The organism is Leptospiraceae bacterium (assembly GCA_016708435.1).
In the GTDB taxonomy this organism is placed as follows: domain Bacteria; phylum Spirochaetota; class Leptospiria; order Leptospirales; family Leptospiraceae; genus UBA2033.
Genome location: JADJFV010000004.1, coordinates 357,146 through 370,593 on the forward strand (window position 1 = coordinate 357,146; position 13,448 = coordinate 370,593).

Genomic DNA, 13,448 nt, shown 5'->3' on the forward strand with positions numbered 1-13,448 from the left:
TTAATTCTCCATTTTTGATTTTCTAAGCATACAATTTCCAAACCATTCACATCTTAAACAAAAATCATCTTCTGTGTTATAAGTGGCAGGACTACAAATATTTGCATTAGGGATTTGATACGGTTGCAGATACTCTTCTTTATCCGCTAGGTTGTTTATTTTTTTAATGCTTTCTCTAATTTTAACATTTTGTGCAATTTGATCTTTGAAAGGTTCATTTTTAGATTCTATCGCCTTTGCAAATTCATCCTTGGTTAGAGTAATTTTAAATACAATTTTTTGTTCTGTTCTTTTAATAACGAAGAAATAAAAACCAAATCCTACAATAGCTCCACCTAAATGTCCGAGGTTGCTAATGGGGGCAGAATAGAAAAATTCCAATAGAAATCCAATCACGAGGGAAACAAATACTGCGTTCTTAGCTCGAATAGGGAGGATAATAAGGATTAACTCTTCTTCGGGAAATAAGAGTCCAAATACTGCAAGGAGACCAAATACTGCACCGCTTGCGCCGACTGTTGGAATTTTCATTAGCATCTCAACGTTCTCAGGAACTATGATATACTTCATGACTAACGCATTTCCCATGATAAAAATTCCACCGCCTAATTGAGCTAGAAAGTAAAGAGATAGTAACTTCGATTTTCCGATGATTGGTTCAATGTATTTGCCAAGCATATAGAAACCATACATATTCATGAGAATATGAAAAGGAATTATGTCAAAATAAGTAGAGTGTAAAAAACCATAAGTAAAAATCTGCCAATAGCTACCGGATAAGAATAAATTTGGGGTTAGTGCAAAAAGATAAGTCATCGTCAAATTCTCACTCAACTGCATTAAAAACACAATGCAGTTCATAAGTAAGATCAAATTCAAAGGATGAAAAATTGAATACCCAAATAGAGTGGGCGCTGTTACCGTTTTCTTTTTTGCCATATTAAGGATTAGATTTTACAACTCTTTCATTTAGTCAAGTCATCCTATGTTTGTTTTGGGGTCAAAGAATCCCTAACAATTCCAATACCAGACGAAAGGCTACTTGCACTAAAATTGTCTGACAAATGAAATTACGTCGGAAATACAATGATTATGGAATTGAGACCTTTAACTTAACAAAAGAAGAATTGATTTCTGATTTGAATAATGCCTAAAGTTATTGTAAATACATCTCCATTACAATATTTATTTCAATTAAATAAAATGGATACTTTGAATCAGGTTTATGAAAGACTTATGTGTTCAACTTGGTTTTAGAATTTCTAAAGAAACTTACAATGACATCTTATTAATCGCTGGAGAGTAGCTAAGGAACGAGACTCTACAAGATAAAGACATCCTTTCCTTTTACATAATACCAATCTAAAAGCCACATAGAAGCGACATAGAAGCCGAATTTGGCTTCTATGTCGCTTCTATGTCCGAACTACTTCCGTTATACTCAATACGTCTCGCACAATTATTGCATATATTATCTATACAAACGTTATTCCTGATTAAGGGTAAAATTTTAAGAAAGGAAGTTTAAAATATGAGCACATTGTATAAAAAAAATATGCAAACGATTGACTTGACCTGCACAAACAAAGGAAACTCCTCTTACCTTTTAAAGGTTACCGTTTCTCATAATGAGAAGGGGATTATTTATAAAGTGACCTCTGTTCTTTTTGCACATGGTTGGGACATTGAAGAAGCTGTTGCGGAGACGGTAGACGGTAGACTTGTGAAGGATGTGTTTATCATTCGAAATTTGCAAGGCGAGAAGATGACAGAACAGGCTTTGCATCAAATCAAAGCGGAGTTAAATTCCCTTTTTTATGAAGGGATGTCTGTCATTGATTATCTCGAAAAATCCGGCAAAGACGTTGACTCGTATAAGCAACCTTTCAATTCTACGGTTAATCTGTTTAATCCGCCGTCGATTGATTCGACTGTATTGGATATTCGAACTCTCGATAGACCGGGGCTTCTTTATGAAATATCACAACTTCTCTATCTGATGAATGTGAATATTATTTCTTTCACTGCAAAGACAGGAAGTCGAGAGATACGCGATAGTTTTTTGTTATGCACACCAGAGCGAGATCGCCTAACGGATGAGGAATGCGAAATTCTCAAACGAAAGCTTTTGAGCGTGCTTAGTTAATGACGGCACTACTCCTCTGGATGTTTCCCTAATTCAAACGAATTAATAAATTCATTGATTGTATTGATGTGCTCTTCTTCGGGCGATAATCCATTTTCGCCCGGATCATACAAATGCTCATCGAATACATGGAAGTCAAATATGCGAAGTTCAAATTCAGGAAGCATGATGATAATATTTTCGGAATGTAAGTCTAGGATTAATTTTTCCTTTTGAGCCAAATACCGAGTAGCCTCTATGACTCGATGAAAGTTAAATGCAATTTTTTTCAGTTTAGAAACAGGAACATTTCCAAATTTATGTGTATCAAAGTTTAATTTCCACTTCGGTAGAAATTTATCTTCGAGCGGATTTTGTTTTACTTTTTCGGTTAGCTTTACAAATTCTTTAAGATGCTTTCCTGGAATGAGTATTTGATTATCACAGGGGGTAATCGTAGTTTGCGGTATACCGACTGGCGTTCGTCTGCTTCTAAGTCCCATGAAAAATTTTGTCGGCAATACTAAATCAGGAAGTAGAGTCTTTACTTTCCAGTAATGAAGTCTTTCTAGACCGAGTCGTTTGAATTTAAAATCTAGAAGTTCTTTCGAAGAATGTTTAAAGCATCTACTCTGTAGATAATTTTTTAGCTCCATCTCTTCTGGCTTTAAATACATTTCTAAGTTCTTAGAAACTTCTTTAAATAAGGAACCGAATAGTGGATCAGAGCCTAATTTCGATTTGCCTACCTTTACTACTTGGTTCCAAGGGAGTTTGTAAACGAATTTATATCCACCTCGCCCTATGAAATCATCATTTGTAATCGGCATGAAATTTTCCATAAACACACCGTTGAATTTATAAGAAATCTGAAATACATGGGTAACTGGAAATATTTTTTCATATACCTTGCGGATAATACCTGATTTGCGTAAACTTAAATCGATTGGAAGTTCTTCTACTGGAATGGGAGTATCTGATTTAGAAGCACTAAAGGAAAGTTCCTTCTCTAATCCCTTTTCGAGTATTTCAATGAAATTCGGAAGGTTGTTAAAGTTTTTAAAAGTAAGGAAGTTTTTTACTCTTTTTCTATACGTATTAAATCTTGATTCTTCAGCCATATTTTCTTATTGTCTCCAAAATTCCATCTCCGAATTTTTCTATCTTAGCGTCGCCAAGACCTTTGATATGAATTAGGTCCTGTTTGGTTTCAGGTTTTAGATTTGCAATTCGCGTGATGACTGCATTATGCAGAACCATAAATTTTTTCCACCTATATTTTCTTGCTTCTCTATCTCTGTAATTTTTTAACGCCTTCACGAGTGCTTGGCTTGGAGTCTGAATCTTACGGACTCTTGTGCCAGACGCAATCTCGGATTCTATTTTCTCTTTTTTAGAAATCGGCGGATGAGTTGCCAAATAAAGCTTTGGATATTTTTGCCCTGCAATTTTAATTTCTTTTGTAAAAGTTAAGTCTTCTAGTTTTGCAAGAATTGCTTCTTCTGGAATTTTAGATAGCCTTCCATGAAAAGGAGACTTGTCTACTTTCATTCTGAGTATTGCTTTTGATTTTGATCCCCGCAAAATTCCTACTAAAATCTTTTTGCCAAATACTCCCGGATAATAAACCAATAGTTCTTTGATTGTCTTTAGTTCATCAGCGGTAAATTCGTATTTGCTCTTCTCTAATTTCTTTTGTTTTTTGTCTTCTAATTCTTCTAAGTAAGAATGCTTTGTATCTTTTGTCTTAGAGCGGCAAATATCGCATATCCCGCAGGATTCAATTACTTCGCCGAAGTAGTCACATAGAAATTTTTGCCTACAAACGGTAGAGTAGGCGTAAGCCTTGATTGCGTCTAATAGTGTTTCTCCTCCCTTACGGTTGGATTCTTTTCGGATGATAAAACTCTGAACTGCTAAGTCTCCATTTTGAAAAAATAAAATACATCTAGAAGGCTTCCCATCTCTACCTGCACGTCCTGCTTCCTGGTAATACGATTCTACCGAAGACGGAATCTGATAATGCAAAACCAGTCTCACGTCAGGTGCATCAAGTCCCATTCCAAATGCGTTAGTAGCTACAAGTATCTTTACTTTTCCAGATGAATAATTATTTTGTGTTTTTTCGCGCATGGAGTCGGTCTTACCTGCGTGGTATCTCGCCGCCTTATGACCATTATCCAGTAGATATTTACAAACTTCGTCTACTTTGTTCCGAGTTGCACAGTAAATGATAATTCTTCCTTTGTGATTTTTTTCTTCTTCCAATTCAAGAATTTCTAAAAGCTTTGTATCTTTTTCAGTTTCTGTTCGTAGGTATTCGATTTGAAAAGAAAGATTGGGTCGAAGAAAACTTTTTTTAATGAGTGAAGGATTGTTTAGATTGAGAGAGTTTTGTATATCCTGTAAAACTCTTGCTGTTGCAGTTGCAGTCAGTGCAATAAAAGGAGCTTTTGGGTGAATGAGGCGTAGCCGGTGAAGCTCTCTATATTCCGGTCTAAAGTCATGTCCCCACTGTGAAACACAATGAGCTTCATCTACAGCAAAGAAATTAACCTTCATTTTCTTTAGCATCGTTGTGAAATATGAGGAAAGCGCCCGCTCTGGTGAGATATAAAGTAGTTTGATTTTTCCTGTCACTGCTCGGCTAATCGCTGTAAGCTGTTCTAGTTCATCCTGAGAGGAATTACAAAATAGAGCAGGGACACCGATTCGATTGAGAGACTCCACCTGGTCTTTCATAAGTGCAATCAGGGGAGAGATTACTATCGATACGCCTGTTTCTTTTATGCTAGCAGGAAGTTGGTAGAGTAGGGACTTTCCTCCGCCTGTCGGCATAACGGCTACTACATCTTTGCCCGAAAGCAAATCATTAATAGCCTCCCTTTGTCCATCTCGAAAGGACGATAGGCGAAATACGGATGATAATTGTTCTTCTAGGTTTTGCAAATGGATTTTATTTGGAAATGGTAATTTCTCTTTTTTTGCGTGCTTTTTGAATTAGCTTTACTGGATCGAATTCACCAATCCAATCTGAAGATACAACTAGGAAATTCTTCTTTTTACGAACGGAAGATTTTTCTTTTGATTCCTTAGATATATTTTTATTCTCATTCATAACACTTCCAATCTAATTACCAATTCCCAAATGTCAATGGTAATTTTAAACATGGACAAAGGTTCGAAAGGTTAGATTAATTCTAGGTTTATGAATTCTTTTGGACTTGGGAAGAGCGTGTAGCCAATTTGTTTGGGTTGTTCCTTTCATTACCAGCAGGCTTCCGTGCTCAAGTGTTACGAATAAAGATTGGTTAGTCTTTTTATGTTTAAAATAAAATTTGCGCTCTGCCCCAAAACTTAATGACGCAATACAAGTATTTTCCCCAAGCGATTTCTCATCGTCACTATGCCAGGACATTCCTTCGTCTCCGTCATGGTATAGATTTAGAAGACAGGAATTAAATTTGATACCGGATAATTCTTCAACTTTGCGTCTAAGTATAATTAGCTCCTCTGTCCATTCCAATGCTCTCTTTTCGGTGTTTGAATAGGAATAGTTGAAACCTGCATCTCCATACCAGGCTACTTTTCTTTTAGTGGTGATATGCTTTCCGAAAATAATGACTTCATCGTTTTTCCACTCGATAGTATTTAGGAGCTTGGTTAAATACTCATTTGCCTCTATCTTATCGAATATAACTCCATAGTATTCCGCAATCCCATCATACGGCAAAACATTATAAGCCCCTTTTTGAGTAAATAAGTTCATTGTATTTTAATAATAACTGATTAAAACTGTTTTCATTTAATGTAAATGGGATAAGAGTTATTTACCCCTGTCACCTCGAACATGCGAAGGCGAAGGGCGCGATCAAGCGCAGGGCGGAAAAATCGTGAGAGGTCTATTTTACTTAATGGTATCGTTTTAAGCAAAATAGATTTCTCACATCAACCCTTTTGCTTAGCCGCAAATCCAGCCTGCAAGCGATGTTCGAAATGACTGTAAAAATCCTTTTTCGTTCATCCGTGGTAATCTTTTAAAAGTTATTTTTTATTCAAAAAGGTATTGAATACCCATAGAAGTGCGAGTGCGCCGAGTAGGGCTGAGATTAGACTGCCAATGATGCCGAAGGAGGCAAAGCCTATTAGCCGCAAGAGAAATCCACCAACAACGGAGCCAGCAATACCTAAGAGCATATTCTTTAAAAATCCAAAACCTTTTCCTTTAAATAAAAGCCCTGCAACATAACCAGCGATTGCTCCTATTATAATCATTCCAATTAATTGAAACATATTTGTTCTCCTTTTTATTTTAAATCTACAATTTGAAAATCAGCAATGGTATCAGGCTTAGAAGTTGCCGGCGTTTGCTTGTCTTTTGTGAGTTCTTTTACTCTTTCTGATAAATACAAATCTAACATATTAATAGTAATTCGCCCTTTTTTTGAGTAGTCTGCTTTTCCATTTAACCCTTCTACTAGAGCCTTGGTAAATGCCCCGTTGCCCCAACTTTTATCTTCTAGAGAGAGTTGGTTTTTTGTCGAAGAGGTAAACACTACTATGCCGTTCTCTGCGTCGGATAGTTCATTGATTAAAATGGTAATATCAGATGGATTTCCTTTTCCGAAAACATTCGCCGAGTGACAGGTGTCTCCAAAGAAGATTACCTTCCCCTGAATTGAGTTTAGTGTATTCTTAATTTCTAAATAGGAAACGCCAGTGCTTTTAAATTTGTTTGGATCAAAGTTAGATGGAAGAAAATAGTAATTACCCAAGGCATCGTTTACTCCATGTCCTGAAATAAAAATCATAGCGTAGTCATTTACCTTCGTTGCGTTTTGAATCCATTCCAAACCATCTAGTATATTACTCGTATTCGCCTCTTTGTCTAGCAATGTCTTTACTGTAATATCACTATACATTTTGCCTTCTTGTTTTTCCATTGTCTTTACAAAATCAGTAGCGTCTTTCGAAGCAAATTGTAATTTTAAATCTGATTCATTGTAATCACTTACTCCAATTGCAAGAATAAATAGTCTAGGTTTTTGAATTTGTTTTTCTGATTTATCTTCCCAGTCAATTATTAGATTTTCTGGCTCGCTAGTATTGTATTTACTCTGTGCGATGAGGCTAACAACACTATCGCGCGGCGGAATGTCAATTGTAATAGTTTTTGGTGGACTGTCTTTTTCTATCGAGACTAGATTCATACCTTTTGTTCCCGAGATTGGTCTTCCGTCGATTAATACTTTTATGCTTGTAACTGGATTTCCGGAAGGAGTTCTTACTTTGTATTGAATGGTTAAATGTCTATTTGCCGTTTTAAATACACTCTTCGGAGAAATGATTTCTACCACTGGCGGATAATGATCATTTAACTTACTTGTTTCATTTTTTCTACCGGAATCCTCATTCATTTTAGAAATAGTTTCTTGTTCATTTCCAATGTCTAAGATTTTGTCAATGATATCTGGTCGGTAGTATTTGGTCCTAAACTTAGCGAGTGGAAAGAAATCGGCAGCATGATCTTTTCCTCTATTTACATTCCATCCTAAAAATTCTTCTGTTCCAGGGGCTGTATCATAGTAACCGGAAGCAGTGCTGATTACCCATTTTCTTTTATCCTTATGCAGAAATAAAGAAAGTAATTCTGTTCCGTCTTCTGTTTTATACCAACGAATCGTTCCATCTCCAAAGGCGGCTACTGCAAATTTACCGTTACGGGTAAGGTTTACTTCCCATGCAATTCCGGGTGCAGGCGCTTTCCAAATCTCCTGTCCTGATTTATTGTAATAACGCAAATTCCATTCTGTTCCTAGAATAAAATTATCATCTCGAATGGAAAGACATCTAGATGTTTCATGGTCTTCCAATACAATTCGATTGCCTTTGATTTGAGGGCTGTATTATTTTTCCAGTTGGATACTCTAAGGGAACTTGTGTCGGGTGCATCCATTCCACTTGTATCTAGCTCATCTAAAATAACCTTTTGTCAATAATGGAGAATTGAGCGAGTTCTCTTCCGAATTGAGCAAATCCAAATTGAACTTTCTTTCCATCTTCGGAAACTAAAAAGTTGGATTGTCCATCTCTAAAATCAGGTGTGTCAGGAATTTACCATTTCTCTGCGCCATTCCTCCTGCATACAAAGATTGTCCATCTTCAGACCAGGTGACCTTGCTTAAATCTCCATTGCTTACTCCAGAAGTAGAAGGGGCAAATGCATAGTTGATGCTATCTGCTGTAATATCAAATACTTCAACTAGAGTTCCAAATTCATATCCAACAACAAGTTTACTTCCGTCCCCCGATACTCTCATCGAGATAGGTGTTTTTCCATTTTGGCCTGTTTTCCTATCTACTAATTTTAACTTTCCACTTTCTAGCGCGTAATAACGAATTGACCCATCCAGGCAGATTGTTATGATTTTAAGTGAACCATTGTGTAGAATAAATCCTGTGTCGTAACTTCTATCTCTGTAATCTAAATCTTCTGCGACTAAGTTAAAATTAGTTGCATTGTAGAGTTTAAATCCAAGTCTTAAATTGGCGGCTAGGTATTTCCCATCGGGAGAATACGCCATATGAAAAATGATTTCATTTACAGAAGGAATGGTTCTCTTTAAAATTCCTGTTTCTGTATCGAATATATAAATAAAGTATCCATCAGCTTCTTCCATACCTGTCCAGCCTGCTACTGCGAGAGTTTTACCGTCAGGCGAAAGAGCAACAGCGTTTACTTTTCCTTCATGTCCCGCAGCAACGGGAACACGAATTGTTTTAATGAGCTTTCCTGTTGATAGCTCCCATATCTTTGCAGTCTTATCAGTAGATGCTGTGGCTAATAAGCGATTGTCTCTATCCACACTAATCCTTCGAATGACAGCAGTGTGCATTCCTGCATTGACTCGAAGGATCGGATCTGTTGAAATGCTTTCAGCTACTATACCCTGAAAACTAATTCCAAGAAAAAAAAGAGAAAGACATTTTATAAATCTCATAGCAGAGCCTTATTGAAAGATAAATCTATCCACATCTTCTTCGTTTACTACCTGTTTGCCGGAGTTAGTAAAGATAACATATTTCTTTCCCATTTGGTAAATCGAACCTTTTATAAGAGTGCCGTTTTTTAATAAGGCAGCTTCTGGTTGCTTTGGAAAGTCAGGAAGTTTTAATACTTCGGGCTGAAGATTAGGAATTGCTTTCTCTTCTTTTCTGTTATCAATGAGAGTGAGTATTTCAGGTGTTTCCCATGTATTGCGTAACTTTGCTCCCTCGACTCCAACTAAATTATCCATTTCAACTTTTTTAGCTGTAGCATCTGCTTCGCTTGTTGGCTCGGCTTTTTTAACAGAAGGCTTTTCTGAGCATCGGAGATTTAAAGTTGGAATAGGTGCTGTGGAGTATTCTGTGCGCATTGCTCTTCTTCTTAAACCTTCTGCATCTGCTTTTTCTAGAATATCTGCTTGTCGCTTAGGTGTTACTTCAATGGAATTTCCTGCACCTACATTTTGTGAATTATGTTCTAAGTTAGAAACTAATTTTTGAATTTCGGGGGTATTCTCTATTACCTCATCTTCTTCTATTCCGGGTGCTCTTATTCTTGTTTGAACCACTCCTTCATACTTCAATCTTAGTTCCACCATCTGGTGCTACGTTTACATCGAATGCTGTTCCTCTTACTCCGGCCGTCACTGTGGGGGTAATCGCCTGTATCTTCTCGCCAGTAAATACTTTTTCTACTTTAAATAATGCGGAGCCTTGTTTAACAAAACCAGAAAAAATATTCTCTTCGGGTGTTTCTTTAAATTTCAAAGTTGCAAGAGTTTCTTCTCTGAGTCGAATGATAAATTCTGATTGAGATTGTTTTACCTGGATTTCGCAATTGGATTTTTTTCCAACATAGATGGTTTGATTTTCTAATACCATATCACCGACATGTAGTTTTTTGTTTTCAGAGGAAACATCTCCCACTACAGTCAAGACGATTGCCGTTGCACCGCTCTTCTTAACAGCTTGCTCTTCGCTCTCCAGGTATTCTTTGATGATTCTATTTCCTCTCGCCGCTGCCATGATTGCCGCCGTCCAACCGTTTGTATTCTTAGCGAGCACATCTGCTTTGTTATCGACTAGAAATTTTACAATTGGGAAATAATCATTATTTGCCGCAAACATTAGCGCGCTTGTTCCGAGAGAGTCTTTATAATTAATATTTGCTTTTTCTGAGAGTGATTTTTTTACTCCATCTAAATTTCCACTGCTAGCAGACTCCAATAAATCTGTGTTCGCGTCTCCGTATAAAAAGGAGTAGGAGAATAAAAAGAGAAAGCAAAGTTTAGGTATACGTTTCATTTACAATAACCTTATTAGGAATTTACTCTAAACTAATATCTCTTTTTCTTCAGTCAATTCGATCTCAGCAACGCGTGATTTGCAAGTAGTTGCCTAAGAATTTTAAATTGGAATGTGTAAAAACAAAGAAATTCATGTTATGCACATTCCAAATGACAACCTATTTTTTTTGTCAGCTAGTCGAATTCACTCCAATAGGAGAGTTGTTTTGAGTATATTGTTCAATGAATAGCTAGTAAGTGCTTTTGTAAATAGTAAATTTATTAACTTGTTGTAACAAGGAGACAAAAAAGGGTTGCCAATAAGCTTAACCATTTTTAATTTAAAATTCGTCACCAATTACGAGGAAAAAATCATAATGAAAAACTCTTTATTACTACTCATTCTACTCGCTCCTTTTTTTTCAAGCTGTTCCACCTTTTCTAAATTTTTCGCAAGTCCACCACCACCAGCTCCTCCTGCTTATGTAGCACCAAGAATTTACCCAGAAAAAATCAATCTCAGTGAAGTGAAAGTTGAGTCAATCAATGAATTGCCAACCGAGCCGCTGGGTGTTTACAAAGGCTCAGATGGAAACAACTATCTATTCCTGAATTTGAACTATGAAAATTCTGGACTTTCCGTTATTGAAGCCATTAAAGCGGGAGAGATTTTAGATAACAATATTATCGTTCGCGATAACACAGGAAAAATCATCGGCTCGGATGTTGTAAACTTTCAAGCCTTTTCGACTGTAGAGAAAAAGATTTATCAGAATACACAAGAGATTGTAAGAACCAAAGATGGTTTTGAAACTCCTGTTCGTCCTCAATCTGGCAAAAGAGAATTAGATCCAGAAGTTTCTACAAGCTACCAAAGCAAAATTTATACTGAGAAAGAAAGAGTTCCACAAGTTATCAAATTAAACGAGCTTCCTCAAAATAATTCCTATATTTCTATCAATTTAGAATTAGTTTATATTGAGCCATTTATTCAACAAATCTGTAATCAAAACAGCAAGACAAAAGAGCCTTGCAGTTTTGTAGACGAAGTTGTTAGAAAAGATGTAAGAGAAGCTAACAAGAAAAAGCTAGATGCAATCATTGCGGAATACCAAAAGAACAACGACAAAGCACCAGTTGATAAAAAAAGTCCTAAGAAATTTGTTCTAACAGCTTCTGAAATACAAACCTTCAAAGACAAAATGAGATCGACTGTTATTAAGACAGGAACAACTCTAGAAGGGGAAAAAACTAAAATCGCATCTTCTGTTGTAGATGTTGAAAAAGCAAAACTCAATTATAGAGAATGGAACTTAGTAAGCATACCAAAGTATTTCCAAATCAACACAGAAGTGATTAAACCTCTTATAGGTGGAGTAAATGCTTCTGGTAATTCCTTAACACCAGCTCCTCCTGTTAATACAGTTGGACAAGAAAACGCTGTTGCTCCTTCTTCTACAAATACTGTAACTCCAAACACAAATACAGTTGTTCCAGCGGCTAATACCATTAATCCAAGCAGTCCACTCCCGATTGAAGGTTTCTCTGATACCGTTACTCTAAAGAACGGAATAGTTTACAGAAATGTAAAAGCAACTATCAAAGAAACTACTGTCTTAATTACAGCGCAAGACGGTAAAACAATGGAGATTAACAAATCTGAATTAGTTAGCATTAAGAAATAAGTTTTCCTTCCTTACTAAATCCCCCAAGCGGCAACGGGGGATTTTTCCACAACCACGCTTTGAAGCAAAGGCACGGTAAATAAATTCCATGTAATTCCACTTTCAGCTAAACTAAGACAGTTGACAAAACTTCTGACATCCGAGAGACTCGCTTTATGGCAATCGCTCTAGCAAATCCAATCTATGACACTGTTTTCAAATTCCTTCTGGAAGATATGGACATTGCACGCGAACTTATCTCGGAAATTATCCATCAGGAAATACTTTCCATTGAAGTAAAGCCACAAGAGAGCACGGTCACAGTAGACAAAAAGCAATCGGGCGTTGCCGAAAAAAATGAAGTCCAAGAAGAACATAGAGAGCACACATCTTTTCTCACAGTATATCGATTAGATTTCGTAGCAGAAATCAAAACGAGCGAAGGCGTAAAGAAAGTTCTAATTGAACTGCAAAAGGCGAAACTTTCCACGGACATCATGCGTTTTAGAAAATACCTAGGTGAACAATACAGCAAAGACTCTCTTCCAATCATTACGATTTATTTTATCGGTTATGCATTTGACAGAAATCTTCCGAAGGTAATCGAAGTTGCCCGCATGTTCCGTGATCGTCTGACTGGAAATGTAGCCGACCGACAAAAGAATGAATTTATCGACAGTCTAACTCATGACTCGTTTGTAATCCAGCTCTATGAATTGAAGACAGAAATGAGAAATCGTCTAGAAAAAGCTCTCAGCATTTTTAGTCAGGCGGCGGAGAAGTTGAAAGATCATATAGTATATTATGATTATCCTCTCGATGATGAACTCCAACAGAAGATTGTGCGCCGACTCAATTATGCCGCATCCGATGAAAAACTGAAGCGTCAAATGGATTTGGAAGAAGAAATTCTAATGGAGCTTCAAGACCTAGAAAGAAAAATTGAGAATCAGGAAAGGGCTATCGAAGAAAGCAGAAAGACAATTGAAGAAAGCAGAAAGACAATCGAAGAAAAAGAAAGGACAATCGAAGAAAAAGACAGACTGATCCAAGAACTCATGAAAAAACTAGAAGGCAAGTAAACATAGACTGGTTATTTTGATTCAGAAGCATAAATAAGTGGAAGTTTTTACTAAATCATTGGTTGACAAATGGATGTTTTCTGAATCAGATGATTCGGGTATAATCAAATTAGCCTCGATAGATTGTATTTTACAATTAAATGATGTATATGACAAAGTAGTAGTGCTGGAAGAACAAAAGTGAAGCGAAATATATAAAGGTGAAATTATCAAATTTCGCTTTCTTAAAACATCAATGGTAAAC

At 36.5% G+C, this 13,448-nt stretch carries 14 protein-coding genes; 4 read left to right on the forward strand and 10 right to left on the reverse strand.

Features of this window, described 5'->3' with window-relative positions; genetic code table 11:
• Positions 1–939, reverse strand: coding sequence for a rhomboid family intramembrane serine protease (locus IPH52_09885; GenBank protein MBK7055348.1), 939 nt, complete (start codon positions 937–939; stop codon positions 1–3).
• Positions 940–1,531: 592 nt separating this feature from the next.
• Between IPH52_09885 and IPH52_09890 the strand changes: the two genes are divergently transcribed.
• Positions 1,532–2,146, forward strand: coding sequence for a hypothetical protein (locus IPH52_09890; protein MBK7055349.1), 615 nt, complete (start codon positions 1,532–1,534; stop codon positions 2,144–2,146).
• 8 nt (positions 2,147–2,154) lie between these two features.
• Here IPH52_09890 and IPH52_09895 read toward each other — a convergent pair whose 3' ends face one another.
• The 9 genes from IPH52_09895 to IPH52_09935 all read right to left on the reverse strand — a co-directional run bounded on the left by IPH52_09895 (position 2,155) and on the right by IPH52_09935 (position 10,477).
• Positions 2,155–3,246, reverse strand: coding sequence for a hypothetical protein (locus IPH52_09895; GenBank protein MBK7055350.1), 1,092 nt, complete (start codon positions 3,244–3,246; stop codon positions 2,155–2,157).
• The gene (locus IPH52_09900; protein MBK7055351.1) at positions 3,239–5,080 is read right to left on the reverse strand and encodes a RecQ family ATP-dependent DNA helicase; all 1,842 of its coding nucleotides are present in this window, start codon (positions 5,078–5,080) and stop codon (positions 3,239–3,241) included. Before IPH52_09900 ends, IPH52_09895 begins: the two co-directional genes overlap by 8 nt.
• A 1-nt stretch (position 5,081) precedes the next feature.
• Entirely contained in the window at positions 5,082–5,243 is a 162-nt protein-coding gene (locus IPH52_09905) for a hypothetical protein (GenBank protein MBK7055352.1), read from the reverse strand.
• Positions 5,244–5,288: 45 nt separating this feature from the next.
• Complete coding sequence (locus tag IPH52_09910; protein MBK7055353.1) at positions 5,289–5,894, reverse strand: alpha-ketoglutarate-dependent dioxygenase AlkB; 606 nt, start codon at positions 5,892–5,894, stop codon at positions 5,289–5,291.
• Between the two features lie 275 nt (positions 5,895–6,169).
• Positions 6,170–6,418 (reverse strand): GlsB/YeaQ/YmgE family stress response membrane protein, encoded by a 249-nt coding sequence (locus IPH52_09915; GenBank protein ID MBK7055354.1) that lies wholly within the window; start codon positions 6,416–6,418, stop codon positions 6,170–6,172.
• 14 nt (positions 6,419–6,432) lie between these two features.
• Positions 6,433–7,998 (reverse strand): caspase family protein, encoded by a 1,566-nt coding sequence (locus IPH52_09920; protein MBK7055355.1) that lies wholly within the window; start codon positions 7,996–7,998, stop codon positions 6,433–6,435.
• 195 nt (positions 7,999–8,193) lie between these two features.
• Positions 8,194–9,126, reverse strand: a complete 933-nt coding sequence (locus IPH52_09925; protein MBK7055356.1) for a hypothetical protein — start codon at positions 9,124–9,126, stop codon at positions 8,194–8,196.
• A gap of 9 nt (positions 9,127–9,135) precedes the next feature.
• Positions 9,136–9,756, reverse strand: coding sequence for a hypothetical protein (locus tag IPH52_09930; GenBank protein MBK7055357.1), 621 nt, complete (start codon positions 9,754–9,756; stop codon positions 9,136–9,138).
• On the reverse strand, positions 9,746–10,477 hold the full coding sequence (locus tag IPH52_09935; protein ID MBK7055358.1) for an ankyrin repeat domain-containing protein: 732 nt from the start codon (positions 10,475–10,477) through the stop codon (positions 9,746–9,748). Before IPH52_09935 ends, IPH52_09930 begins: the two co-directional genes overlap by 11 nt.
• A 358-nt stretch (positions 10,478–10,835) precedes the next feature.
• On the opposite strand from IPH52_09935, the gene IPH52_09940 reads away from it, so the two are divergent.
• The 3 genes from IPH52_09940 (at position 10,836) to IPH52_09950 (ending at position 13,388) form a co-directional block, all read left to right on the forward strand.
• Positions 10,836–12,143, forward strand: a complete 1,308-nt coding sequence (locus tag IPH52_09940; protein ID MBK7055359.1) for a hypothetical protein — start codon at positions 10,836–10,838, stop codon at positions 12,141–12,143.
• 155 nt (positions 12,144–12,298) lie between these two features.
• Positions 12,299–13,204, forward strand: a complete 906-nt coding sequence (locus IPH52_09945) for a hypothetical protein (GenBank protein MBK7055360.1) — start codon at positions 12,299–12,301, stop codon at positions 13,202–13,204.
• Positions 13,205–13,241: 37 nt separating this feature from the next.
• A complete protein-coding gene (locus IPH52_09950) occupies positions 13,242–13,388 on the forward strand; it encodes a hypothetical protein (protein ID MBK7055361.1) in 147 nt (48 codons plus the stop codon).
• The last annotated feature ends 60 nt before the right edge of the window (positions 13,389–13,448 follow it).